Annotated in this window: 25 protein-coding genes and 1 other RNA gene; 15 read left to right on the top strand and 11 right to left on the bottom strand. The window is 58.7% G+C overall.

The annotated features are described in order from the left end of the window. Positions 1–10: 10 nt before the first annotated feature. From ruvB to ruvC, 3 genes are all read right to left on the bottom strand, one after another. On the bottom strand, positions 11–1,051 hold the full coding sequence (ruvB, locus tag ACFSE1_RS07200) for a Holliday junction branch migration DNA helicase RuvB (RefSeq protein WP_377398533.1): 1,041 nt from the start codon (positions 1,049–1,051) through the stop codon (positions 11–13). A gap of 132 nt (positions 1,052–1,183) precedes the next feature. Next, positions 1,184–1,801, bottom strand: coding sequence for a Holliday junction branch migration protein RuvA (gene ruvA / locus ACFSE1_RS07195; RefSeq protein WP_377398530.1), 618 nt, complete (start codon positions 1,799–1,801; stop codon positions 1,184–1,186). Positions 1,802–1,869: 68 nt separating this feature from the next. After that, positions 1,870–2,379, bottom strand: coding sequence for a crossover junction endodeoxyribonuclease RuvC (ruvC, locus tag ACFSE1_RS07190; protein ID WP_377398527.1), 510 nt, complete (start codon positions 2,377–2,379; stop codon positions 1,870–1,872). 185 nt (positions 2,380–2,564) lie between these two features. Here ruvC and ACFSE1_RS07185 point away from each other — a divergent pair, with 185 nt between their 5' ends. Together ACFSE1_RS07185 and ACFSE1_RS07180 are read left to right on the top strand one after the other, a co-directional pair. Then, entirely contained in the window at positions 2,565–3,833 is a 1,269-nt protein-coding gene (locus ACFSE1_RS07185) for a HAMP domain-containing protein (protein WP_377398523.1), read from the top strand. Positions 3,834–3,939: 106 nt separating this feature from the next. Next, positions 3,940–4,935, top strand: coding sequence for an LLM class flavin-dependent oxidoreductase (locus ACFSE1_RS07180; protein WP_377398520.1), 996 nt, complete (start codon positions 3,940–3,942; stop codon positions 4,933–4,935). 89 nt (positions 4,936–5,024) lie between these two features. On the opposite strand, the gene ACFSE1_RS07175 is transcribed toward ACFSE1_RS07180, so the two are convergent. Then, positions 5,025–5,771 carry a YebC/PmpR family DNA-binding transcriptional regulator gene (locus ACFSE1_RS07175; protein WP_377398517.1) on the bottom strand — a complete coding sequence of 249 codons (747 nt, stop codon included), beginning with the start codon at positions 5,769–5,771 and terminating at the stop codon, positions 5,025–5,027. A gap of 195 nt (positions 5,772–5,966) precedes the next feature. Between ACFSE1_RS07175 and ACFSE1_RS07170 the strand changes: the two genes are divergently transcribed. Beyond that, positions 5,967–6,470 carry a pyridoxamine 5'-phosphate oxidase family protein gene (locus tag ACFSE1_RS07170; protein WP_377398514.1) on the top strand — a complete coding sequence of 168 codons (504 nt, stop codon included), beginning with the start codon at positions 5,967–5,969 and terminating at the stop codon, positions 6,468–6,470. 2 nt (positions 6,471–6,472) lie between these two features. On the opposite strand, the gene ACFSE1_RS07165 is transcribed toward ACFSE1_RS07170, so the two are convergent. After that, entirely contained in the window at positions 6,473–7,294 is an 822-nt protein-coding gene (locus ACFSE1_RS07165) for an MBL fold metallo-hydrolase (protein ID WP_377398511.1), read from the bottom strand. A gap of 115 nt (positions 7,295–7,409) precedes the next feature. Further along, positions 7,410–8,666 (bottom strand): MFS transporter, encoded by a 1,257-nt coding sequence (locus ACFSE1_RS07160; protein WP_377398508.1) that lies wholly within the window; start codon positions 8,664–8,666, stop codon positions 7,410–7,412. Between the two features lie 240 nt (positions 8,667–8,906). On the opposite strand from ACFSE1_RS07160, the gene ACFSE1_RS07155 reads away from it, so the two are divergent. After that, complete coding sequence (locus ACFSE1_RS07155; protein WP_377398505.1) at positions 8,907–9,068, top strand: hypothetical protein; 162 nt, start codon at positions 8,907–8,909, stop codon at positions 9,066–9,068. A gap of 225 nt (positions 9,069–9,293) precedes the next feature. Here the strand turns inward: ACFSE1_RS07155 and ACFSE1_RS07150 are convergent, their stop codons facing one another. The 5 genes from ACFSE1_RS07150 to tkt form a co-directional block, all read right to left on the bottom strand. After that, positions 9,294–10,193: a fructose bisphosphate aldolase gene (locus tag ACFSE1_RS07150; RefSeq protein WP_377398502.1), complete on the bottom strand. Its 900-nt coding sequence runs from the start codon at positions 10,191–10,193 to the stop codon at positions 9,294–9,296. 223 nt (positions 10,194–10,416) lie between these two features. Then, on the bottom strand, positions 10,417–11,616 hold the full coding sequence (locus ACFSE1_RS07145) for a phosphoglycerate kinase (protein ID WP_377398499.1): 1,200 nt from the start codon (positions 11,614–11,616) through the stop codon (positions 10,417–10,419). 140 nt (positions 11,617–11,756) lie between these two features. Next, the gene (locus ACFSE1_RS07140) at positions 11,757–13,583 is read right to left on the bottom strand and encodes a potassium/proton antiporter (protein WP_377398496.1); all 1,827 of its coding nucleotides are present in this window, start codon (positions 13,581–13,583) and stop codon (positions 11,757–11,759) included. A 355-nt stretch (positions 13,584–13,938) separates the two neighbouring features. Then, positions 13,939–14,949 carry a type I glyceraldehyde-3-phosphate dehydrogenase gene (gene gap, locus ACFSE1_RS07135; protein ID WP_377398493.1) on the bottom strand — a complete coding sequence of 337 codons (1,011 nt, stop codon included), beginning with the start codon at positions 14,947–14,949 and terminating at the stop codon, positions 13,939–13,941. A gap of 69 nt (positions 14,950–15,018) precedes the next feature. Continuing rightward, entirely contained in the window at positions 15,019–16,992 is a 1,974-nt protein-coding gene (gene tkt / locus ACFSE1_RS07130; RefSeq protein WP_377398490.1) for a transketolase, read from the bottom strand. A 381-nt stretch (positions 16,993–17,373) separates the two neighbouring features. On the opposite strand from tkt, the gene ACFSE1_RS07125 reads away from it, so the two are divergent. The 11 genes from ACFSE1_RS07125 to rcdA all read left to right on the top strand — a co-directional run bounded on the left by ACFSE1_RS07125 (position 17,374) and on the right by rcdA (position 25,493). Then, positions 17,374–17,646, top strand: coding sequence for a DUF4164 domain-containing protein (locus ACFSE1_RS07125; RefSeq protein ID WP_377398486.1), 273 nt, complete (start codon positions 17,374–17,376; stop codon positions 17,644–17,646). Positions 17,647–17,664: 18 nt separating this feature from the next. After that, entirely contained in the window at positions 17,665–18,045 is a 381-nt protein-coding gene (locus ACFSE1_RS07120) for a cell division protein ZapA (protein ID WP_377398483.1), read from the top strand. Positions 18,046–18,116: 71 nt separating this feature from the next. After that, positions 18,117–18,275, top strand: a non-coding RNA gene (gene ssrS, locus ACFSE1_RS07115) — 6S RNA. Between the two features lie 182 nt (positions 18,276–18,457). Continuing rightward, positions 18,458–19,915, top strand: coding sequence for a sensor histidine kinase (locus tag ACFSE1_RS07110; RefSeq protein ID WP_377398480.1), 1,458 nt, complete (start codon positions 18,458–18,460; stop codon positions 19,913–19,915). After that, a complete protein-coding gene (locus tag ACFSE1_RS07105; RefSeq protein WP_377398477.1) occupies positions 19,912–20,349 on the top strand; it encodes a response regulator in 438 nt (145 codons plus the stop codon). The genes ACFSE1_RS07110 and ACFSE1_RS07105 overlap by 4 nt, the downstream gene beginning before the upstream one ends. 14 nt (positions 20,350–20,363) lie before the next feature. Beyond that, positions 20,364–21,404: a sensor histidine kinase gene (locus tag ACFSE1_RS07100; protein WP_377398474.1), complete on the top strand. Its 1,041-nt coding sequence runs from the start codon at positions 20,364–20,366 to the stop codon at positions 21,402–21,404. Between the two features lie 186 nt (positions 21,405–21,590). Then, complete coding sequence (locus ACFSE1_RS07095) at positions 21,591–22,877, top strand: hemolysin family protein (protein WP_377398471.1); 1,287 nt, start codon at positions 21,591–21,593, stop codon at positions 22,875–22,877. Beyond that, the gene (locus tag ACFSE1_RS07090) at positions 22,874–23,455 is read left to right on the top strand and encodes a 5-formyltetrahydrofolate cyclo-ligase (RefSeq protein WP_377398468.1); all 582 of its coding nucleotides are present in this window, start codon (positions 22,874–22,876) and stop codon (positions 23,453–23,455) included. The genes ACFSE1_RS07095 and ACFSE1_RS07090 overlap by 4 nt, the downstream gene beginning before the upstream one ends. Before the next feature lie 10 nt (positions 23,456–23,465). Beyond that, positions 23,466–24,290 carry a TIGR00282 family metallophosphoesterase gene (locus ACFSE1_RS07085; RefSeq protein ID WP_377398465.1) on the top strand — a complete coding sequence of 275 codons (825 nt, stop codon included), beginning with the start codon at positions 23,466–23,468 and terminating at the stop codon, positions 24,288–24,290. 14 nt (positions 24,291–24,304) lie between these two features. Then, positions 24,305–24,496 carry a DUF1192 domain-containing protein gene (locus ACFSE1_RS07080; protein WP_377398462.1) on the top strand — a complete coding sequence of 64 codons (192 nt, stop codon included), beginning with the start codon at positions 24,305–24,307 and terminating at the stop codon, positions 24,494–24,496. 487 nt (positions 24,497–24,983) lie between these two features. Next, on the top strand, positions 24,984–25,493 hold the full coding sequence (rcdA, locus tag ACFSE1_RS07075) for a protease adaptor protein RcdA (RefSeq protein WP_377398459.1): 510 nt from the start codon (positions 24,984–24,986) through the stop codon (positions 25,491–25,493). Positions 25,494–25,610 lie beyond the last annotated feature (117 nt).

Genomic DNA, 25,610 nt, shown 5'->3' with positions numbered 1-25,610 from the left:
ATCGAGCCGGTTAGTCCTCTTCACTGAAAAGGCGAAATTGCGCCGCTTCAAGATCTTTCGGCGGCTGAAGACCCAGATGCTTCCAGGCCGTGGCTGTCAGGACACGACCTCGCGGTGTGCGCTGAATGAAACCCTGCTGGATCATGTAGGGCTCGATGATGTCCTCAATGGCATCGCGCGGCTCCGACAAGCCAGCCGCGATGGTTTCAATGCCGACCGGCCCACCGCCGAAATTCACCGCAATCATGCTGAGGTAACGCTTGTCCAACTGGTCAAGGCCTGCGTGATCGACATGAAGACGCGTCAGCGCCTCATCGGCCAGCTCTTTCGTCACCGCCTCCGCACGCGCCACCTCCGCGAAATCGCGAACGCGCCGCAGCAGACGGCCTGCAATTCTCGGCGTGCCGCGTGCGCGCCGGGCGATCTCGCGAGCGCCTTCATCCGTCATGCCGAGGCCCATCAGGCGCGCACCCCGGCGCACAATCAGCTCAAGCTCGTTGACCGTGTAGAAATTGAGGCGAACGGGAATACCAAAACGATCGCGCAGAGGCGTGGTCAGGAGGCCAAGGCGTGTGGTCGCGGCAACAAGTGTGAATTTGGCCAGATCGATCTTCACGGAACGCGCCGCCGGACCCTCACCGATGATGAGGTCGAGCTGATAATCCTCCATGGCAGGATAGAGAATTTCCTCGACAGCGGGACTGAGCCGATGAATTTCATCGATGAAGAGCACGTCGCGCTCTTCGAGATTGGTCAGAAGCGCCGCCAGATCGCCCGCTTTCGCAATAACCGGCCCGGACGTCGAACGGAAATTAACGCCCAGCTCCTTCGCCATGATCTGCGCCAGCGTCGTCTTTCCAAGACCGGGAGGCCCGACGAAGAGAACATGATCCAGCGCCTCGCCGCGATTCTTCGCCGCCTCGATGAAGACTTTCAGGTTGGCGCGCGCCTCCGCCTGTCCGGTAAACTCGTCCAGCGCCTGCGGTCGAAGGGCAGCATCCAGATCCTCACCCTTTTTATCCGGCGAAAGAAGGCGGTTATGTTCAATCATTTCTCATTCCGTGCCACATGACCGGGCCGTGCCACATTAACGGGCCGTGCCGCCCCCGGTGGCGGCGCATTAAACAAACACGTCCTGAAGGCAAGGTCAAAACCAAGACAAGGTCCAAACCGCCGTACAGGTTCAGCGGGACAGTTCCTTCAAGCCCAGGCGAATAAGCTTGGCGCTGTCGGCCCCCTCGCCCGCATTCTTCAAGGCTGCCGCAACAGCATTGGCCGCCTGATCACGCGAATAGCCGAGATTGCTCAGTGCGGAGACGGCATCGGCCACGGGCGCAGAGGCAACCCCCTCGCCGATCTCCTGTTTGAGCCCGATTGCGGCAGAGGCTTCCCCGGCAAAGGCAGGCGCCTTGTTCTTCAACTCGGTGACGATCCGCACGGCGACTTTTGGTCCGACGCCGGGTGCGCGTGACACCGCCGCCTTATCCTGAAGTGCAATGGCATTGGCAAGTTCAGAGGGTGTAAGCGTTGAAAGCACAGCCAGCGCCACCTTGGAGCCGACACCCTGCACGCTTTGCAACAGGTTGAACCACTCGCGCTCCAGCGCGCTCAAAAAGCCGAACAGTTTGAGCTGGTCTTCCCGCACATAGGTTTCGATGAACAGCACCACCGCCTCCCCCATCGATCCGATCCTGGACAGCGTGCGGGTGGAGCAATGGGCGACATAACAAACCCCGTGAACGTCCACGAGAACATAGTCATCGCCGATCTCGTCGATGGTTCCTTTGAGCTTGCCAATCATGCCGCCGATCCGTGCTGAAGAAGAGTGCCGGTAACAAAGTCCGGCACAGAGAACAAGTCAAGAACAAATCAGCCCGCAAGCGCCTGTCGCATACGATTTCCCGCCCTTTGATGGGCATGGCAAATGGCGATTGCCAGCGCATCGGCGGCATCGTTGCCTTTGAACTCCGCTTTCGGCATCAAAATCTTCAGCATCATATGGATCTGCTGCTTCTCGCCATGACCGACGCCGATCACCGCTTTCTTGACGGCATTCGGTGCATATTCGGCAACGGGCAAGCCTGCGCGCGCCGGCACCAGCATGACCACGCCACGCGCCTGGCCAAGCTTCAGCGTCGCCACGGCGTCCTTGTTCACAAAGGTTTGCTCCACCGCTGCCTCATCCGGCCGATAATTGTGCACCACCTCTGCCAGTCCGTCATGCAGCTGGCACAGCCTCGAGGCAAGGTCCATGTCGCCGTCAGAGGTGACCGTGCCGGATGCAACGAATTTGAGGCTGTTGCCAATCGTGTCGATGACGCCCCAGCCCGTGCGGCGAAGGCCTGGATCGATGCCGATGATACGAATCGTGTTGGTCATGGTCCAGCTTACTCCTTCGGCCTGCCTTCAAGCCAGCCCAAATGTGAACAAACACGAAACAAACCCGATAAGCCTTAACCATCCGTTAACGCTGATCTTTCGAATATGCTGATGGCAACCACTCTCTCCGAACTTGCGCCGTCGAATCGCATTAGTTCAGGCGAGTGCCAAGATTGGAGGTCATCATGACGATGTTCACCCGCTTGAAGCGCCGGCCGATCGAGATCATTCTTCTTCTCGTGACGTTTAACCTGGTGGGAACCGCGCTCATCGCCGTTCAGGCTTTGCAAGGCTCCCCCCGGATTCTGGGCTTCAGCATTGCAGCGGCAATTGCCGCATGTCTCGCGATTGTAATGATCGCCTCGCAGATCCTCGATCCTCTGCGGCGGCTCGTTCGCCATGCGCAGGATCCGGGAAACAAATCCGAATCCATCGATCATCTTTCCGCAAACCGAACCGATGAACTGGGCCAGCTGGCCGGTATCGTGTCCGGTCTTCAGGGAGAGATTGCCCGCCAGAAGGACGAGGAAAAGGATTCTCCTCTCACCCGACTGGAAGAAGCCATGCGCAAGCTTGCAAATGGCGATGTGTCCAACCTGCTCTATGCCAGCTTTCCCGAGCGTTTCGAGGGGCTCCGCATCCAGTTCAACCGGCTTGCCTCGTCGATGGGTGCCAATATCGCCCCTGCCTGCGGCAACGCGCAATCCATCAAGCAGCAGGCTCGCTCGTCCCAGGCCGACCTGGCCGTCATGGCCGCAAGGTTGGACGCTTCCCTCGGCACGGTTCGCAAGACATCGAGCGCGCTCGAAGCCCTCAGCAAGGCTGCACGAATGCGCCATGGGGACGCAAGCGCCACGACACGCCATCTGGCGGAAGCGGCAGAGCGAAGTGCTGCCCTGACGGCAGCCGTGGGTGAACTGACGGAAGCCGGGCAGCAAACGCTGGAATGCCGCGACGAGCTGGATACCCTCACGCGCCGTCTGGCAGACCTCGCCGTTCGCGCTGAAAGTGCTGCGGCACAAGGTTCAGGCACGTCCGCCACCGCAGAACGCGCGCTGGCATCGGAGTGCCTTGCCCTCACACGGGAAATGATGCAGGTCTGCCGCCAGAACACCTTGACCCTGGATAAACAGCAACGCCTGCAGGGCAAACTTCGCAACGAGGCAAAATTCCTGGCTATGGATCTGTCCTACGCCCTGGAACCTTCCGGGCGGGTGGCGCGCAACAGTGATCTCGAACTGCAGCGTCTTTCCTTCGTTCAATCTGCAACGCGCGAGATTGAAGGTGTGATGGCCCGTGCAAGCGCCATTGCCGGAGCCACGGAGACTGCGATCATTCGCATGATGAGCGATGCCAGCGCCATTGAAACACGTCTTTCGCTGTTTCGCATTGCTGTACCGGAAGGGCCAAGCCGCACCCCGGCAAACGGGCCAAACCTGCGTTCGGTGACCTGATCAGGCAAAACCGGGCGGGAGCGCTAATTCGCTTCCGCCCCTTAAGTTCGAGCTTGCGGTATCCTAGATAGACTGGAACCGAAAGAATCGAACGAAGCAGAGCATCATGATCCCCTTTTCCATTCTCGACCTCTCGCCCATCGCGGAAGGGCTGCAGGTTTCCGAGGCGCTCCAGCAATCCCGGCAGCTTGCTCAAAAGGCGGAAGCGCTGGGCTATAACCGCATCTGGCTGGCGGAACATCATGGGATGCCCGGCATTGCCAGCGCCGCAACCGCTGTTGTCATCGGTCATGTTGGTGCTGGAACCGAGCGCATCCGCATTGGCTCCGGCGGCATCATGCTGCCCAATCATTCCCCGCTTGTGGTGGCAGAACAGTTCGGCACACTTGCCGCGCTCTTTCCCGGTCGTGTCGACCTCGGCCTTGGCCGCGCACCGGGAACGGATATGCGCACCGCAAGGGCGCTGCGCCGCAACCTGGAAGCGGGAGCTGAAAATTTCCCGCATGACATTATCGAGTTGCAGCAGTATCTGGGAACGCCTCGGGAGGATCAGGCCATCCTCGCCGTTCCCGGCATGGGTTCCAATGTCCCCATCTGGCTGCTCGGCTCCAGCGTTTACAGCGCACATCTGGCAGCGGCGCTTGGCCTTCCCTATGCCTTTGCATCCCACTTCGCCCCAGACATGCTGATGGATGCCCTTCAGATCTATCGCGAGCGGTTCCAGCCATCGGAAACACTGGATAAACCCTATGCCATGGTTGGCGTCATGGGGGTCGCCGCGCAAACCGACGAAGAAGCGCAGTACCACTTCACATCCGCCCAGCAGCAATTCGTCAATCTGCGCCGCAACATCCGCTCGCAATTTCCGCGCCCGGTGGCCAGCATGGATGGGATCTGGAACGACATGGAACGGATCAGTGTGGAGCACACCTTGCGCTTCGCCGCCGTTGGCTCAGAAGAGACTGTCACGAGCAAGCTGAGCGCTTTCCTGGAAGAAACTGGGGCGGACGAGCTGATTATCTCCATGCCCGTGCATGATTTTGCTGCCCGTCTGCGCTCGGCGGAAATCTTTGCCAGCCTGCCACTGATGCAGAAGATGTAAATCTCGCCATAGCGACAGAAACGAGCGACAAACGAAAACGCCGGCCCCAATGTGGAGCCGGCGTTTTTATTTGTCATGCTTTGATGCGATCAGGCGGAAAGCTTTGCCATGACTTCATCGGATACTTCAAAGTTGGAATAGACGTTCTGCACATCGTCATCGTCTTCCAGGCTGTCGATCAGCTTCATCAGCGACTGAGCCTTTTCTTCATCCACCGGCACGGTGTTCTGCGGCTTCCAGATCGCCTTGACTGTTTCTGCTTCGCCAAGCGTTGCTTCCAGGGCCTTGGACACTTCGCCAATGCTCTCGAATGCGCAGATAATGGTGTGGCTCTCCTCATCGGAGGTCACGTCATCGGCACCGGCTTCGATAGCCGCCTCCATCACCGCATCCGCACTTCCGGCAGATGCCTTGTAGACGATTTCGCCGACGTGATCGAAGGAGAAGGAAACTGATCCGGTTTCGCCCAGCGCGCCGCCAGCCTTGGTGAAGATGGAGCGAACATTCGAGGCAGTCCGGTTGCGGTTGTCGCTCAGCGCCTCAACAATGACGGCAACGCCGCCGGGGCCGTAGCCCTCGTAGCGAACTTCGTCATAGTTCTCCGCATCGCCGCCCGACGCCTTCTTGATGGCGCGGTCGATATTGTCCTTCGGCATGGACTGCGCCTTGGCGTTCTGGATGGCCAGACGCAGGCGCGGGTTCATTGCCGGGTCGGGCATGCCGGTTTTCGCGGCAACAGTAATTTCGCGTGCGAGTTTGGAGAACATCTTGGAGCGAACCGCATCCTGACGGCCCTTGCGGTGCATGATGTTCTTGAACTGTGAATGGCCAGCCATGGCACCCCTTAATCGCGTAAAATGTCTGGAATGGCGGGCTTATAGGCACGAAACGGCGCGCATTCAAGAAAAAAGCGGCAGCAAGCGCCTGCAGGCCGTCTGGCTGGAGATGCCAGCCGCAACCTCACACGAAAACGGAACAAAGCACAACTGCCTGCGTTCTTCGCCCGAACTCTCATGAAGGAAGGAATGGTAATGGCAAGTCTTACCGAAGCCCGCGACGCTCCCGCAAAGCAGCTGTGGGAAGAAATCAACTCCATTCATGCGGGCATGCTCGGCATTGAAGGTTCGCACATGCATTTCCAGCCCATGGCGCCCCATGCCGATCCCAAGACAAATACTGTGTGGTTCTTCACCAAGACTGAGACCGATCTGGTGAAAGCCATCCGCCCGGGCACGCGCGCGCATTTTTGTGTGGTTGGCAAGAACCACGATTACCACGCCTGCCTTGCCGGCGTCATCGAAGTCCGCAAGGATCAGGCCAAGATCGATGAATACTGGAGCGCCGTGACAGCCGCCTGGTACGAACACGGCAAGGACGATCCGCAACTGACCCTGCTGGCGCTGCATCTCGACGACGCGGAGATCTGGGCTTCCACCGATAGCTCGCTGAAATTCGGCTGGGAAATTGCCAAGGCCAATATGAAGGACGAGAAGATGCCGGACGTCGGCGTCAAGCAGCACATCTCCTTCGCGTAAGGTCAAAGTCCCTGCGGAACCAGGATCTGCGGCTTTCGCGGAAGGTTTCGCAGGGATACCACAATCTCCGGCTCTCGCGCATAAGCGATATCGTATTTGCCGTCGAACATGGCGAGGAAACGCTCCAGCGGCGGACCGCTGCGGTGCATCGGCAAAATGAGCGAAGATCGCAGGCGTTGCACGACACGGCTCATACTGTCGGGCCCCATGGTCAAGCCGCCATCCGTCGGCACCATCAGCACATCAAGGCGACCGATTTCCGTATAGTGGCCGTCACTGAGTTCATGATGCAAATGGCCAAGATGGCCGATGCAAAGACCGGCAACCTCGAAAATGAAGATTGAATTGCCGTTTTCCTCGAAACCGCCATAGGCGCGAATATCCGTGGAGACGTTGCGAATATAGGCGTCTCCCAAAACAACGTGATGCTCCGCCTTCCGGCCGGGCTGATCGCTCCACCCATGCAGCACATGCTTGATCCCAGCCTCCGGCGACAGGGTGTAGTGGGTGGAATGCGCCTTGTTCATCGTCACCACATCCGGAATACGTTGCGGCCTGTGATACCCGCTGTAATCGGTCGCGATGAGAACGCCTTCCGGGGTCTCTATGGAATAAGTCGAGTGGCCGATCCAGCGGATGCGCACCTCTTCCAGACTTCGTCTGGCCTCGATCGGCGTCGGGGGCTGGAAGCTTGCGAACTGCACCCTGGGAAGGGCGTTCGCAATGGCCTGGCACTGGCTGGCAGGCCGCGCCTGATCCTGTGCCAATGCAGAGGAGAAACTGAGACCTGCCGACAAACATGCGAATGCGAAAGTGCGCAGCATGATGCCACCCCCTCGTCAACCATGAGACGCAGGATGCGGCAGCCATCGCGCAGCGTCCAGCGCGATGAAGGCACTCACGCCTCACATTCGCGTCATTGACCGTGCATCGTCACCTTTATCGGCTGTCGGTATCCGTCGAAGCGCGCGGATCGAGCATCAGGCTTTCGGGTGTGGAAAGCTGGGCGGCAGCGCCCGGAACGGTCGTATAATTGTCCTTTGCCTCAGTCGGCAGCGCGGCGCGGCGTCTGCTGCGGAAGATGGCATAGAGAACCACGATGAGATGCGCCGCAGCCGTTACCGCAAACAGGGCATGGGGGCCGAAATGCGTCATCACCGGGCCGCCCAGCGTTGGACCAATGATCGTTCCCACCCCGAAAAGCAGCAGGAGACCGCCGGAAACTTTGACGAAATCCTCCGGCGCGGCATAGTCGTTCGCATGGGCAACGGCGATCGGATAAAGCGCATTGGCCGCCGCGCCATAGACGGCAACCAGAATCATGATGACGTAGACATTCATCGGTTCGAGCACCACCACCAGCAATCCCGCAACGGCTGCGAGGCCGGAGAGCGCGGACAGCACGTAGCGGCGATCCATGCGATCGGAAAGCCTGCCTGCGGGGAACTGCATGATGGCACCTGCGAAGATGGTGATACTCACCATCACGGCGATAGTGCCCTGGTGCAGACCGGTCTTGGCGCCGAAGACGGCGACCAGTGTGCCGTAGGCACCGTTGGCAATGCCGACCATCAGAATGCCGACGAAGGAAACGGGCGAATTGCGATAGAGCCCCGGAAGATCGAGGCTGACCCGTTTGAGCGGTTGCGGTGAGGCAGCGGTGGACATGGTCGTGGGCAGGATGGAAATGCAATAGAGAATACCGCAGATCATGAACAGGAGGGGCGTGGTAACATCCGCCAGCCCCACCAGGAGCTGCCCACCGACCACACCGAGCAGGGTAATCGCGATGTAAAGCGAGAAGATCGCGCCTCGGCTCTCATTCGTTGCCCGCTCATTCAGCCAGCTTTCGATGATCATCGAGGTGCCAGCGGTGCAGAAGCCGGTCACGGCGCGCAAAAGCAGCCATGCCCCGTCATGCACGATAATGCCCGTCACCAGCACGTTGAGGCAGATGATCGCACCAAATCCGGAGAAGGCGCGCACATGGCCGATACGGCGCACCAGCAGAGGGGCCGCGAAGCACCCGGCCACGAAGCCCGCCGCCCAGGTGGTGCCCAGGAGACCGAGGATCTCGTTGGAGTAACCTTCATGGGTTCCGCGTACAGGCAGAAGAAGCCCCTGCAGCCCGTTGCCGAGAAAGAGAAAAAGCGTGCCGAGAAGCAGGCTGAAGACGGGTAGGATATTGCGAGGCATCAGCGAAACCGCATGCATTCGAATTTCTGAAAACTGTTATGGCACAGAACCACAAGATTAGTTAATCGAGTAGGCCAGATTTCGCCGCCGAGATAAAAAATCACGACCCTGGATTGGCAATTCAAACCCAACCTCCCGTCACCTGAAAAACAGGTTCCCTATCTGATGCCCTTCAGCCTATCTGTGTTGCAGGCTAAAAATGTCCAGCCTGTGGCCTTTTATGCGAAGTTCGGGAAATTCATGACAAAGCTGATCGGACTTCTTCTGCTTGCCGCCATGGCCGTGCACATCATCAAGCCGTTGGGCCTGCCGGGATTGCGCCGTCGCTCGGACTTCTGGAAAATTGCCGTGATTGCCTTTGCCAGTTGGGCAATGACAATGCTGATCCGTGATCTCACCTGAAATGGCGGATGCATTGAAACAACAAAGGCCGCATCGCTTTGGACGCGGCCTTTGTTGTGAAGCATTCCAGTCGAAACGAGATCACCGGAAATGCTCTATCTGTTTGCTTTGGCGCAGACCGGACGCAAAAACGCTAACGCATTTTCACTGAACCCGTCAGGGGCCTGAAAACCTGCTGCCACGCACCGCTCCGGGCTTTCCGTGCAGCAGGCCCCTCGCCGCGTGTCAGGCGGCCTTGTTCACGCTTGCGTCGTGGATCTGATGGATCTTGTCCGCAATGCTTGCATGGAATTCCGAGTCGCTCATCGACACGTGCAGGCCTTCCGTCAGGCCGCGCGAGAAGCTGGCAATCATGCCATTGTTGCGCTTCAGCTTGTCACAGGCATCCGCCGTGCTGTAGCCACCCGAGAGGGCGACAACGCGGATGACCGACTTATGCGCAACGAGCGGTGCGTAGAAATCAGGCACAGTCGGGATCGTCAGCTTCAGCATGACCGTTTCACCGGCTGGGAGCTTGTCCAGCTGCGCAGCGATTTCATCGCGAAGAATGGCTTCCGCTTCCTGCTTGGTCGGGCTCTTGATAGAAACTTCCGGCTCGATGATCGGCATCAGACCCTGCGCAATGATCTGGCGGCCCACTTCGAACTGCTGTTTGACCACTTCGGCAATACCGGCCTTATCGGCATTGGCGATGACAGAGCGCATCTTCGTGCCAAAAATGCCCTTCTCACGGCCACGGATCAGAAGCGCATCCAGATCCGGCATGGGCTTCATGGTCTGAACGCCGTTCTCTTCCGCGTTCAGGCCCTTGTCGACCTTCAGGAACGGCACGACGCCGCGCTTTTCCCACAGATAGGAGGGAACAGCCTGACCGTCCACATCTCCATCCATGGTGCGCTCAAACAGGATGGCACCGATAACCTTGTCCCCCGTAAAGGCGGGCGCGGTCATGATGCGGACGCGCATGGCATGCATCAGGCGAAACATTTCCTCTTCGCCCTGATAGTCGGACTCCATCACGCCATACTGGCGCAAAGCACCCGGTGTTGAACCACCGCTCTGGTCCAGCGCGGCAATAAATCCGGGCGCAGAACTGATCTTGTCCAACATCTTGGGGTCTCCCATACTCACACTCCTGTTATTGAAGCCGGGCGCATTCGGCGGTCTTTCCGCTCGCTACCCAAGGCCGATAACAGAAGTTTTTTTGAAGGGAAATGCTGGCCTAAGCCATTGAAACGATTGAAATCGTTTCAATCGTTTAAAATATCTAAATATTTTTAAAACGGTGGAAAGTGAGATGCGAAGCCCTTGGTTTCAGCTCCGCATCCCCTAATTCAGTGGCTCTTGCTCAAGCGCGGGTCAGAACGGATACGCCCGGCAGTTCCTTGCCTTCCATCCATTCCAGGAAGGCGCCGCCAGCGGTCGAGACATAGGTGAATTCGTCGGCAACGCCAGCATGGTTCAGTGCTGCCACCGTATCGCCACCACCGGCGACAGAGACGAGCTTGCCAGCCTCCGTCTGCTCTGCCGCGAACTTGGCTGCAGCAACCGTTGCCGCATCGAAGGGCGCGATTTCGAAAGCACCGAGCGGGCCGTTCCAGACCAGCGTATGGGCGCGGCCAATCCATTCATTGACGGCTTCGACAGACTTTGGCCCGACATCCAGCATCATGGCATCGGCCGGGATTGCCTCGATGTCGACAACCTCATTTTCGGCATTGGCCTTGAACTCACGTGCCACCACGCCATCCACGGGCAGAACGATGGCGCACTGGGCGCTGGCGGCTTCGATCATGATCTGCTTGGCGGTTTCCGCCAGATCATGTTCGCACAGCGATTTGCCGACAGAGGTGCCGCGGGCCGCGATGAAGGTGTTGGCCATGCCGCCGCCAATGACGAGCGCATCGACCTTCTTCACGAGGTTCATCAAGAGATCGATCTTGGTGGAAACCTTCGCGCCACCGACAATCGCGACAACCGGACGTGCCGGGTTGCCGAGGCCCTTCTCCAGAGCTTCCAGTTCCGCCTGCATGGTGCGGCCTGCATAGGCTGGCATGTGATGGGCAAGACCTTCGGTGGAGGCGTGTGCGCGGTGAGCCGCCGAGAATGCATCGTTGACATAGAGATCGCCATTGGCGGCCAATGCCTTGGTGAACTCCGGATCGTTCTTTTCCTCACCTTTGTGGAAGCGGGTGTTTTCCAGGAGCAGGATATCGCCGTTCTGCATGTCGGCCACGGCGGAAGCGGCAGCTTCGCCAATGCAATCAGAGGCAAAGAGGACGGCGTGATCAAGCACTTCCTCAACCGCAGGCGCAATCAGCTTCAGCGACATATCTGCCACCGGCGCACCCTTCGGGCGGCCAAAATGCGCCAGCAAAATGACCTTTGCGCCTTTGCCCGACAATTCCATGATGGTTGGCGCGACGCGCTCGATGCGCGTGGTGTCCGTCACCTTCCCGTCGGAAACCGGGACGTTGAGATCAACGCGCACGAGAACGCGCTTTCCCGCAATATCGGTGAGGTCGTCAAGGGTCTTGAAGGCCGGCATGGTATCAATCCGTTCGTGGTTGAAATTCGCAGCGGACCATAACCAACCTGCCGCGTGGCGCAAGCGCTGCCACCGGAAAAAAGCCGGGTCACAGACTTCCGATGAGGATCCGGCCTTTGCGGCATGGAGCCAGAGAGGCGCTAGCGCGCTTCACGCTCCGGCACTGGCTTGCCGCGATAACGGCGGATGAGATCGCGGATGCGATGGGCAATTTCGCGCATATTGATGAAGATCGGCAGGCGCGTTGCAGGCTCGACCGGCTCAAGCGAAATGCCGACAGAACTGATATGCTCATGCTCATCCAGATCCCGCACGATCAGAATGATGGAGCCAAGACGCACGCGATCGGCATAATCGGCCTTGCCGCCCAGTCGATAGGTCATGAGATCGCCGACCGTCATTGCCTGCTCTGCGGTCGAGAGAATTCCCGGACCATAGGCGGCATCCAGTTCCTTTGCCGGACGCGTCGGCGAAATCGCAAAAGCACCGAAGAAATCGGCATCGTCTTCGTCAACCGGGGCCCGGCTGGCGAAAAGCCTGTCCAGAAGGCGCGAATAACCGGGCGCAATGAAGAGATAGACGTGATCGTTTTCCCGCAGCCGTCCGGCATATTGATAGCGCATGCTGCGCCCATCGCGGATCACGAGCGAGGGTGTGGCCCAACGCGGAATGCGTTCGCCACGCAGAACCGGACTATCCTTGATGACGCGGTAGGAAATCAGCTCGTGATTGGCACGTCCGGGCAGGTCCAGCTCCACCTTATCCACCTCACCCATGCGTGGCGGAATGATGAGACCCAGCCGCTCGGCAACCGGGCGAATGGTCCAGCCCTGCACGAGAAGCGAGACAAGAACGATGATGAACGCCGTGTTGAAGAAGATGTGGCCTTCATCAATGCCGCCCAGAATCGGCATGATGCCAAGCAGGATGGAAACCGCGCCGCGCAACCCGACCCAGGCCACGAAACCAATTTCCTGCTGGGTGAAATCGAAGGGAAGCAGGCTGAGCCAGGCAGCAATGGGACGCGCAACGAAGATGAGGAACAGCGCCAGCAGAATGGCAGGCAGAAGAATGCTTGGAAATTGCGACGGCGTGGCAAGAAGCCCCAGCACCAGGAACATGATGATCTGCGCCAGCCAGGTCAGTCCGTCCTGAAAGCGCTTGATTGCCTCCTTCGCATAAAGGCGCTTGTTTCCGGCATAGATGCCCGAAACATAGACCGCGAGGAAGCCGCTGCCGCCCACAGCACCGGTGAAGGAAAAGATCAGCATGGCAAGCGCCAGAACGAAAATCGGCGCAAGCCCACGATCGACCGGAAGCCGGTTCAGAACCGTGACGATCATCATGCCGCCCAGCGCGCCCATAGCGCCGCCCAGCCCCATTTGCTTGAGGAACATGGCAAAAAGATCGAGATTGAAGCCCGCAGCGCCATGGCCGGAGCTGACCAGTTCCACCAGCGCAATGGTCAGAAACACGGCCATCGGATCGTTGGTGCCGGATTCCACTTCCAGCGTGGAGCGCACCTTGTCTCTGATGTGAACACCACCGACACGCAGCAGGAAGAACACGGCTGCCGCATCGGTCGAGGCCACGATAGAGCCCAGCAGAAGCCCCTCCAGCCAGCTCAGGTTCAACAGCAGCGAGGCGGCAAAGGCAAAGATGGAGGCCGTCAGAACCACGCCGATGGAGGCCATGGTAAGGGCGGGAGCCGCCGCTATTCGGAAGGCATGAAGCGATGTGCCGAAGCCGGAATCGAACAGGATGACAGCCAGCGCCAGCGAGCCAAGCACATAAGCGAGATTATAATTGCTGAAGCTGATGCCGAGGCCATCGACCCCCGCCAGCAGGCCGATCATCAGGAAGACAAGAAGAAGAGGCGCACCGAAGCGGAAGGCAAGGAGACTGGAAAATGCGGCGGCAAGAACCAGAATCGTGCCCACCAGCACAATGAGATAGAATGCCTCCAACGTCCCTGTCCCTTCTCGCCACCGTCAGCCCAATCGAGCAAGGCAATTCCCTGAACGGGCAATACTCGGCGCTCCGTTGCCGGCACGCCGCAATCGCTCCGTTCCAAACCATGTCGATCTCATGCTGGCCCAGCATGCGCCGGAAAGAATCACCTGTGAAGCCATTAGGCAGCATGAAATCCGGCAAGAGAAGGGCAAAGAGGCAAACTATCCACTCACAACCCGGGATATGCACCGGGGGTGAGGAAATAAGTAAAGGAAGCCTGACTCTTCCGCGCGATTTCAGGCCAGCAAAAAGGCGGCCCGAGGGCCGCCTGATGCTTTGTCCTGCGATCGGATGATCGTGCCCGACTGCTCAGATGAGCTTTGCCATGGCAACAGCGGTATCGGACATGCGGTTGGAGAAGCCCCACTCGTTGTCGTACCAGCTGAGAATGCGCACGAAATTGCCTTCCAGAACCTTCGTCTGATCGAGAGCGAAGATGGAGGAATGGCTGTCATGGTTGAAGTCGCGAGAAACCAGCGGCTCGTCCGTGTAACCCAGGATACCCTTCAGGGCGCCGTTGGAGGCCGCGATGATGGCCTCGTTGATTTCCTGAGCCGTCGTGTTCTTCTTGGCAACGAACTTGAAGTCGACCACAGAGACGTTCGGCGTCGGAACGCGGATGGACGTGCCGTCGAGCTTGCCCTTCAGTTCCGGCAGCACGAGGCCAACGGCCTTGGCAGCGCCGGTCGAGGTCGGGATCATGGAAAGGGCTGCAGCGCGGGCGCGGTACAGATCCTTGTGCATGGTGTCGAGCGTCGGCTGGTCGCCGGTATAGGAGTGGATCGTAGTCATGAAACCATGATCGATGCCGATAGCGTCATTCAGAACCTTGACGACCGGAACCAGGCAGTTGGTCGTGCAGGAGGCGTTGGAGATGACCAGGTGATCCTTGGTCAGCTGGTCATGGTTGACACCATATACAACCGTCAGGTCAGCGCCGTCAGCCGGAGCCGAAACGATGACGCGCTTTGCGCCAGCCGTCAGGTGCGCAGCAGCCTTGTCACGCGCGGTGAAAATGCCCGTGCATTCCATGGCGATATCGACACCCAGTTCCTTGTGCGGCAGGGCTGCCGGATCCTTGACTGCGGTCACCTTGATCGGCTTGCCGCCGCCAACGGTGATGCTGTCGCCATCGACCTTCACCTCAGCCGGGAACTTGCCGTGGATCGAGTCGTAGCGCAAAAGATGCGCATTGGTCTCGACCGGGCCGAGATCGTTGATCGCTACCACTTCGATGTCGGTACGGCCCGACTCGACGATGGCACGCAGAACGTTGCGGCCAATACGACCGAACCCGTTGATGGCAACCTTGACAGTCATGTGCATTCACTCCCTGAACATGGGCTTATGATGAAATAATGCGGGCGCCACGAAGGCGCCCGGAAGGTTTCAAAGCTTGGCTTCGGCGGCTGCGACGACAGCTTCGACCGTGATGCCGAAGTGCTTGTAGAGGTCCTTTGCAGGACCGGATGCGCCGAAAGACTTCATGCCGACGAATGCGCCATCGCTGCCGATGATCGCATCCCAGCCTTCGCGAACCGCCGCTTCCACGGCAATCTTGACCGGAGCCTGACCAATGACCTCGGCGCGGTATTCGTCCGACTGCTCGAAGAACAGCTCGACGCAGGGCACTGACACCACGCGGGTTGCAACGCCCTTGGCATTCAAGGCCTCGGCTGCCTTCACGGCGATCTCCACTTCCGAACCGGATGCAAAGATGCTGACCTTTGCCCCATCAGCCTTGCGAAGCTCGTAGGCGCCGGCAGCGGAAAGGTTCTTCTGTGCATAGTCCAGGCGAACCGGCATCAGGTTCTGACGGGTCAGCGCCAGACCGGACGGACGGTGCTTCTCATGCAGCGCCAGCTGCCAGCACTCGGCCGTTTCCGTTTCGTCCGCCGGACGGAACAAGAGCAGGCCGGGGATGGCGCGCAGTGCAGCCAGATGCTCCACCGGCTGGTGGGTCGGGCCATCTTCGCCAACGCCGATGGAATCATGCGTCCAGACATGAACGACGCGAATACCCATCAGGGCAGCCAGACGAACGGACGGACGGCAGTAATCCGAGAAAATCAGGAAGCCGCCGGAATAGGGAATAAGACCGCCGTGCAGCGCAATGCCGTTCATGGCAGCAGCCGTTGCATGCTCACGAATACCATAATGCATGTAGCGGCCGGAGAAATCGTCAGGCGTGATCGACTTCATCTGGCTGGTCTTGGTGTTGTTGGAAGGCGTCAGGTCGGCGGAGCCGCCAAAGGTTTCCGGCAACAGGCCGTTGATGACTTCCAGAACGTCTTCCGAAGCCTTGCGGGTGGCAACGGTCGGGTTGTTCTCGGCAACCTTTTTCTTGAAAGCGTCAATGGCAGCATCGAAGCCTTCCGGCAGATCGCCGGCAAAGCGACGCACGAACTCGCCACGCTTGGCCGAGGCCGCCAGACGCTCTTCCCAGGCCTTGCGTGCGCCATCCGAACGCTGGCCAGCCTTGCGCCATGCATCCAGCACATCCGCCGGAACGCTGAAGGCTTCCGCTTCCCAGTTCAGCGCCTTGCGCGCTGCGGCAATTTCTTCCGCGCCGAGCGGCGAACCGTGAACCTTGTGGGAGCCCTGCTTGTTGGGCGCGCCGAAACCGATGATGGTTTTGCAGGCGATGAAGGTCGGGCGGTCGGATTTCTGTGCCGCCTCGATGGCAGCGGAAATCGCAGCCTGATCGTGGCCGTCGACTTCGATCGTATTCCAGTTCACCGATTTGAAGCGGGCAATCTGGTCGGTCGAATCGGAGAGCGATACGGCGCCGTCGATGGTGATCTTGTTGTCGTCCCAGAAGACGATGAGCTTGTTCAGCTTCAGGTGGCCCGCCATCGCAATGGCTTCCTGGCTGATGCCTTCCATGAGGCAGCCATCGCCCACCAGAGCATAGGTGAAGTGATCCTGCAGCTCGGAGCCGAATTCCTCGGCCAGCTTGCGTTCAGCAATGGCCATGCCAACCGCGTTTGCAATGCCCTGGCCGAGCGGACCTGTGGTCGTCTCAATGCCGGAGGCATGACCGTATTCCGGGTGGCCAGCCGTCTTGGAACCCAGCTGACGGAACTGCTTGATGTCCTCCATCGTCATATCCTCATATCCGGTGAGGAAGAGGAGAGAATAGAGAAGCATCGAGCCGTGACCGGCAGACAGCACGAAACGGTCACGATCCGGCCAGAGCGGGTTCTTGGGGTCGAACTTCAGATATTTACCGAAAAGGACGGTCGCCACATCGGCCGCGCCCATTGGCAGGCCGGGGTGACCGGAATTGGCCTTCTCGATCGCATCCATGGCGAGAAAACGGATCGCATTCGCCATCCGGTTATGTTGTTCGACAGAGGTCATGGCTAATCCGCTGGTTTGCAGTGTCAATCACAGCCCAAGTGTAGGACCAAATGAAGCGCGGGTGTTCAATATCAGGTGCAACGGCCAAGTCAATAAATGCCACCCGCCAGACAGGGCCTGGAATGAATTTGATCGCCCTCTCAATTAGGGGCAAAGAGTCCCGGTTAAAGGGGCGGCGGCAAGTTAAATCGGATGTCGTGCCATGCAGGGCGCCCCAGCCCCGGACTTGACCTTAACCGATCGATCCACAGGTAAGGCGGGCGTGGAACAGTGTCCCTTTATTGACCACTATTGCCCCGAAGCATAGTGTGCAGTGCTTATGAAACATGAAAACAGGTTCGATTCGAGGGCCTGTCCTGACGATGCGTCGCAACCTGCGGGATGCCGGTGAGTAAAACCTTGGAAGCAGCCATTTCCGAACTCTGGGCCGCGGTGAACCGCCTGGAGAACGCCGTGGACATGCGGATCGAACGACAGCGCGAAGCTGCCGATGTCGATCAGGAAGTCCGCCGCGTCCATGCGGATCGGGCAAAGCTGGCACAGGAGCTGGACCAATCCGAATTGCGCGCCAATCGGCTGGAAGAGGTCAATCGGGAGGTTTCGCGCCGTCTTGTCACGGCGATGGAAACCATCCGGGCCGTGCTTGACCGCTAAGAGAACAGGGAAAAGCACATGGCTCAGGTTACGATTACCATTGACGGCAAGACCTACCGAATGGCCTGTGAGGAAGGGCAGGAAAGTCACCTCGAAATGCTGGCCACGCGCTTTGATCGCTATGTCGGCCATCTGAAAAGCCAGTTCGGGGAAATCGGCGATCTGCGGCTCACGGTGATGGCGGGCATCATGGTCATGGACGAGCTGGCGGAAACCAATCGTCAGGTGACGGCACTCGAAAAAGAACTGGATACCCTTCGCGCTCAGGGCGACGGCACGGCGCAAGCACAGGCCCGCAGCGAGCAGGCCATGATCGGCACGCTCAGCGAGCTGGCGGGTCGCCTCGAAGGCATTGCCTCGAAACTGAATGCCCGCCCCAGCCAGCAACCGGCGCAGTAAAACTCGAGAATCTTCACAAACGCCATCGCCTCCCCTCTGGCGGCAAGGCCGAACCTGCCCTATATTGAAGTTGCGGTCTGCGCTTCCCGACAGGAACCACAATCCCTGGGGCCATACTCGATCCAAAGGGAGCTGTCCCTGACCAGGCCCGTGGGCTTGGACATATGGCGCCCACCTACTTTTGTAGGCACCCAGGATCGTAACTCTCCATCGGTCGCCGTGGATCGCACCTTTTCTCGTCAGCCCTCCTCGTCATCCCTTCATTAGCGCGTCGCCGATCTGCTTTCCGAGCAGAAGCGTGCAGTGCGGCGCTTGACTTTGCAGCCGCGTGCTCCATTTACCCCCGGCCGGGGTAGGGTTTTCAAATATAATGCCATTCTCAAATACAAAATTCGCGCGGTCGTCCTTGCTCATGCTGATGATCGGCGCTGCGGTTCTGGCCGCCATCGTCACCTCTTCATTTTATCTGGCGCGTTCGACCCAGAGCTATTTTGGCGATGTGGTGCGCCTTCGCGATCTACGCAGCGCCTCGGCAGACATGCTCTTGTTTTTGCGGGGCGCGGAAGCAGGACAGCGGGGCTATCTGCTGAGCCGGGACCGGGAGTTTCTCGATCCCTATATCGCTGCAACGGACCGCATGGCGAAACAGCGAGACCAGTTGATGAAAGCCTATGATGGCCAGGATGCCATCGTTTTCCCCATCGATCAGTTCAACAGGCTGCTTGATGCGAAACTCATGGAGATGAAGCAGACGGTTGACCTTGCGCAGTCCGGCCATTTCGAGGACGCCGTCGCCTTGGTCCGTGCAGCGACAGGCCGCGAATTGATGGACGACATCAGCGCTTTGCTTGTCGCACTGATCCGCGATCTCGATGAAAAACTGGGTTCCGGCATCGATCAATTGAACTCCCGGGCATCGACACTGCAATGGGTGACGCTGGGCGGCGGCCTGATCATCATGATCGTAGTGAGCGGCGCAATCCTCATCGTCATCCAGCATGTGCGCGAGCTTTCGCTCGCCCATCGTGAAGTGGAAACGCTCAATGCCGGGCTTGAGGAACGAGTGAACGAACGCACCAACGACCTTATTCAGGCCAATCGCGAAATCCAGCGCTATGCCTATATCGTCTCGCACGATCTGCGCGCGCCATTGGTCAATATCATGGGTTTTACCAGCGAACTGGACCAGACATTGAAATCCATTCGCGCCTATGTTCTGGCCGACGAGGCAAAACCGACAGAAGAGCAGATCCGCGCGGCGCGGATGGCCGTCGAGGAAGACCTGCCGGAAGCCATCTCCTTCATTCGCTCCTCGACCAAGAAAATGGACGGCCTTATCAATGCCATCCTGAAAATTTCGCGGGACGGCCGGCGCGAATTGAAGCCGGAGCGCGTGAATCTGCAGAATTTGCTGGAGGCCACCGCCGACAGCATCAATCACCAGGTCACCGATGCCGGCGGCAAGGTTTCCATCTCCGTGGCCGCAGCGCGCAACCTGGTGACGGACAAGTTTTCATTGGAGCAGATCTTCGGCAATCTCTTCGATAATGCCGTCAAATACAAAAGCCCGGACAGACCCCTCACCCTGGACGTGACGGCGCAAGCGCTTGGAAGAAGCATGGTGCGCATTGAGGTGAAGGATAACGGTCGCGGCATCGCGCCGGAGGATCATGAGCGCGTGTTTGAACTTTTCCGTCGTTCCGGCCGCCAGGATAGTCCCGGCGAAGGGATTGGACTCGCCCATGTTAGATCGTTAGTTAGAAATTTAGGAGGTGAAATTACGGTCACCTCCACGCTCGGTGGCGGATCGACCTTCATCATTCGCCTGCCGATCGATCTTTCCCAACATGTCAGGAGTCCCGGGATATGAAAGCTGCCGGTCGCGAAGTCACCATTGTGATGGTGGAAGATGACGAAGGTCACGCACGCCTCATCGAAAAGAATGTGCGTCGTGCGGGCGTGAACAATGAGATTGTTCCCTTTACTAACGGAAATGCCGCGCTGGACTTCATCCTTGGAGCCGATCGCACAGGCGACAACATCCAGGGTCGCTACATGCTGATCCTGCTCGATCTGAACCTGCCCGACATGTCCGGAATCGATATTCTGGAGAAGGTGAAATCCAACGCGCATGCCAAGCGGCTGCCTGTTGTCATTCTCACCACGACGGACGATGAGCGCGAAATCCAGCGCTGCTACGATCTGGGCGCCAACGTGTACATTACAAAGCCAGTGGACTATGACAGCTTTGCCAATGCCATCCGGCAGTTGGGCCTGTTCTTCTCTGTTATGCAGATTCCCTGAAACGCGTAGAAGCCATGCAGCAGACCGTTTTATATGTAGACGACGACGTTGCGCTCGGTCGCCTGGCCCAGCGCGCGCTCGGTCGTTCGGGTTACACGGTCGTGCATGTGACGGATGGCGAGGCCTGCCTCGCCGCCCTGGAAGACGCGACCTTCGACGCCATCGTGCTGGATCATTATCTGCGTGCCGAAACGGGCCTGGATATTCTGCGCAGCCTGAAGGATCGAGGACTTTCGATCCCCACCATCTATGTCACGGGTTCCAGCGAGGCGACCATTGCGGTCGATGCCCTGAAAAGCGGCGCCTCCGACTATGTCATCAAGACCGTTGGCGAAGAATTCTGGTCGCTGATGGAAAACGCGCTTCGCCAGGCCATTGCAACAGCGGAGCTGCATCGCGCCAAGGAGCTGGCGGAACAGGAAATCCGGCTTGGCAAGGAACGGGCGGAAGTGCTGCTGGCGGAGGTCAACCACCGGGTGGCCAATTCGCTCGCGCTTGTTGCCGCTCTCATTCGCCTTCAGGTGAATGCCAGCAAGGATGAGGCCGTGCGGGAGGCGCTGACAGAAACCCAGGCCCGGATCACGGCCATTGCCGGCATGCATCGCAGCCTCTACACGTCAGACGATGTGCGCCATGTGGAGATGGACAAATATCTCCAAACACTCGTTCAGGAAGTGCAGCGCTCGGTCAATCTCGGCAATGCCGGCCCCTCGATTTCGCTTGAGGCCGATCCGGTTTCGCTGACCTCCGACCGCGCCGTCTCCGTCGGCATGATCGTGACGGAACTGCTGACCAATGCGCTGAAATATGCCTATCCCTCCGGCACCAGCGGCGAGGTGCGTGTTCACCTGAAACGCGGCGAAGATGGTTTTGCCCTGCTGGCCGTGGAAGACGACGGCGTTGGGCTCGTCGAGGGATCCAGCCCGAAAGGAACGGGGCTAGGCAGCCGCATTATCCGCTCCATGGCCGCCACTCTGGGCTCCTCCATAGAATATGTTGCGGCCGTACGCGGGACACGCGCCGAACTTGCCCTCGAACTGGCGAAAAATGCGTGAGCGCATTGCATTGCCGGGGGGCGCTCTGTAAGATCGCCCTCATAACGTCAGCCGGCATCACGAAAGGGAACTTATTGGTTCATTTTGTGTTGGCGCGGCAGGGTTGGCCGGCTTTTCGAGCTGATCCGGGATAGCCGTGCTTTTTTTGAGGCGGTCGAGGTCCCTGGCGAAACACATGAGCGTCTCTTGTTAACTGAAATATCGATTGTCATTCTTCTAACCATTCTGAACGGCGTTCTCGCCATGTCGGAACTGGCTGTCGTGTCGGCTCGCCCCATGCGCCTGAAGGTCATGTCTGATCAGGGGAATCGCGGCGCTGGCCTGGCGATGAAACTGGCGGATGATCCCGGCCGCTTCCTCTCCACAGTCCAGATCGGCATCACGCTCGTCGGCGTCCTTTCCGGTGCCTTTTCCGGCGCGACACTTGGTGCGCGCCTTTCCGCATGGCTTCTTGAGCAAGGACTTCCGCAAGGCTGGGCCGATGGCCTGGGCGTTGGCTCGGTGGTCGTTGCCATCACCTACCTGTCGCTGATCGTAGGCGAACTGGTTCCGAAGCAGATCGCTCTTCGTGCGCCGGAAGCGGTCGCCGCTCGCGTGGCGCCCATGATGGTGCTTTTGTCAAAACTGGCGCTTCCGCTGGTCTGGCTTCTGGATGCATCCGGCCAGGCGGTGCTGGCACTGCTGGGCCAGAAGGGCGATGCAGAAGAAAAGATGACGGATGAAGAGATCCGCACCGTTCTCGCCGAAGCGCAAATTGCCGGTGTGATCGAGACCGAAGAGTCGGCGATGATTTCGGGCGTCATGCGTCTTGCCGACCGTACGGCACGCGGCCTGATGACGCCGCGTCGCGATGTCGAAGTCATCGATATCGAGGATGACCTTGAGGAAATTCGCACGCAGTTGCGCACAACCCAGCGCTCCCGCCTGCCGGTTCGCAATGGCTCTTCCGATGAAATTCTGGGCGTTCTGTTCGTGAAGGACGTCTATGAGACGATGATGGAGGGCAAGGATCCCGACATTCGCGCCAGAATGCGCGAGGCCCCGGTGGTATCCGACCTGACCGGCGCGCTGGATGTTATCCAGGCCCTGCGCAAGACCAATGCCCACATGGTTCTTGTCTATGACGAGTACGGCCACTTCGAGGGCATCATCACCTCGGGCGATATTCTGGAAGCCATTACCGGCGTTTTCCAGGAGGACGAGGTGGAAGAACCGGCCATCGTTCAGCGCGAGGATGGATCCTTCCTTGTTGCAGGCTGGATGCCGGTGGATGAGTTCGCACACCAGATGGGCTTCTCGATGAAGGAAGACCCGGACTACGAAACCGTGGCGGGCTTTGTGCTGGACGAGTTGAAACATCTGCCCGAACTGGGCGAGCAGTTCCATTGGAATGGCTGGTGCTTCGAGGTCATCGATCTGGATGGCCGACGCATCGACAAGCTTCTTGTTCAAAAGGTTCAGGAAGCGGCATGACCGACAGGGCGCAGCAAAAGGCCAGACTTCGTGCTGAATGCCTCGCTGCACGTGACCGTCTGCCCGCGCAGGAACGGATCGATAAAAGCCTAGCCATTGCCGATCATGGCTTGTCTGCGGTTGAAATCGAGCCGGGTGAGATCGTGTCCGGCTTCACCCCTATCCGCTCCGAGGCCGATATTCGCCCGCTGATGTCCGGCCTCAAGGCGAAGGGCACCCTGCTCTGCCTGCCGGTCATTCTCGACAAGACCACCATCGTTTTTCGCGAACTGAGAACGGATCGGGAGCTGATCCCCATGGGTTTCGGCACCTTCGGCCCCGGACCGGATTGCGCCGAGCTTGATCCGTCCGTCATGCTTGTGCCGCTTGCCGGCTTCGATGCCGAGGGCCAGCGAATAGGCTATGGTGGCGGCTATTACGACCGGGCAATCGAGCGTTTGCACAGGAAAGGCTTCTCTCCACGGTTGATCGGCATTGCCTTCGATTGTCAGGAAGTGGCATCAGTACCCGCAGAACCCCACGATATGCGTCTGCACGCTGTTCTGACTGAAAGCGGCCTGAGACGCTTCAACAGCTGAACGGATTGGCATGCGACTTCTTTTTCTGGGCGATATGGTTGGCAAGACAGGACGCACTGCCGTCTGGGACCGCCTGCCGGGCCTGATTTCCGACCTCAAGCTGGATTTCGTCATCGTGAATGGCGAGAATGCGGCCGGAGGCTTCGGGATCACCGAAGATATCTTCCTCGAAACCATCAATGCCGGGGCGGATGTCGTCACCACCGGCAATCACGTCTGGGACCAGAAGGATGCCGTGGCCTTTGCCGGTCGGCACGATCAGTTCCTGCGTCCGGCCAATTACCCTGCCGGAACCCCCGGACGCGGCTCCGGGCTGTTCTATGCACGGAACGGGGCCAGAGTGCTGGTTTCCAACATTATGGGCCGGGTTTTCATGCATCCGGAACTCGACGATCCCTTCAAAAGCGCGGAAGCCATTCTGGATGCATGCCCGCTGAAGGAGCAGGCAGATGCCATTATCTTCGACTTCCACGCGGAAGCGACGAGCGAGAAACAGTGCTTCGGGCATTTTGTCGATGGCCGCGCCAGCTTCGTTGTCGGCACCCATACGCATGTCCCGACCGCCGATCATCAGATCCTGAACGGCGGAACAGCCTATATGTCGGATGCTGGCATGTGCGGCGATTACGACTCCTCCCTCGGAATGGAAAAGGAAGAGCCCCTCAACCGCTTCATTTCCAAAATGCCGAAGGGTCGTTTCGAGGCTGCAAGCGGCCCGGCCACGATCTGCGGCGTTGGCGTGGAGATTTCCGATTCGACCGGCCTTGCTGAAAAGATTGCGCCGCTGCGGCTTGGGCCACGTCTTGCGGAAACAATTCCGGATTTCTGGCGCTGACAGGAGTTGAAGCCATGAGCCTCTTCGATGACGACCGGCCCAAAAAGGTCAGCACGCATGAGATTGGCTGCGACATTTCGCAGCTTTCCGCCGATGAACTGGATCGGCGCGTTGCCCTGCTGGAAGATGAGATAGAGCGTTTGAAACAGGAACGTGCGCGCAAGGATGCAGGCCGTGCCGCAGCCGAAAGCTTCTTCAAACGCTGATTCGCCCCAACCGGTTTGCGCCGGGCAAAGCTTGGCGCATGGACACTTTATCCCAAGCAGGAAACACGCAGGATGAAGTCAAATCTTCGTCATCCAACGTACGAATCAACTGCGGCTACACATCGGATATGCCCTCCGCGTATCAGAATAGGTTAAGATCACACGAAGAAGTTATACTTCGTGTGAACCCATTAACCATCCATTAAGCATTTTCGGTAATGATAGGGATGTCCGGGCTTCCTGGACTCAGACGGTTTCTCCTATCGGCGAATTGGTCTGATTCTCCCTGTTTTACCTTGAGAGCCGCTCCCGCGGCTCTTTTTTTTGCTCACCCTGTGTAAACTGTGGGAATTAACCTTTCTTTAAGAAACGGCTTGCGGAATTGAGCTACTGCCATCATCTTCTGGTCATGAAATCAAGACAGCGGAACCTTTGAAGGGTTTCCGTCATTGCCTGATCAAGTGGATGCGTTAGCAGGATTATCTCGATGTCAGAACAGGTATTGAATACCGTCAGTTTCGCGGGCCGCGCCGCTAGCTCTTCGCAGTTCAAGGCGCTCTACACGGAAGGCATGTCCCTCGTTGAAGAAACCGCTGCCTATCTCGATGGGCCGGGTCGCGCAGCCTCGAAGGTTCTGCCGCGCAATGCAACGGTTCTTTACGCCGCAGAATCCATGCGCCTGACCACGCGCCTCATGCAGATGGCTTCCTGGCTGCTGCTTCAGCGGGCCGTGAACAACGGCGAGATGAGCTATGACCAGGTTCTCGCCGAGAAGAACAAGGTTCGTCTTGATGGTTTCAACGTCGATCGCATGGCACCGGGCTGGGGCGATCTGCCGGAAGCATTCCGCGAACTGGTAGAGCGCTCTCTGCGCCTGCAGAACCGCGTTTCCCTGCTGGATCGCGAAATCTACCGCCCGCAGGAAGCAATCGTGCCGGACAACGAGAACAGCGTTCGCGCGCAACTGGATCTGCTGCGCACCGCCTTCACGAACTAAAACATAGTCAGCAAGACCGCCCCGGCGGTCTTGTCTGCTTACAACGTCCAAACGAATAGACAAGCAATTCGCCCTCTATTCAGATGCGCCTGTAACGCTTCAGCCGTTTATCGCGAT

This window comes from Affinirhizobium helianthi (genome assembly GCF_042680945.1).
Lineage (GTDB): Bacteria > Pseudomonadota > Alphaproteobacteria > Rhizobiales > Rhizobiaceae > Neorhizobium > Neorhizobium helianthi.
This window is presented reverse-complemented; position numbering and strand designations above follow the sequence as displayed.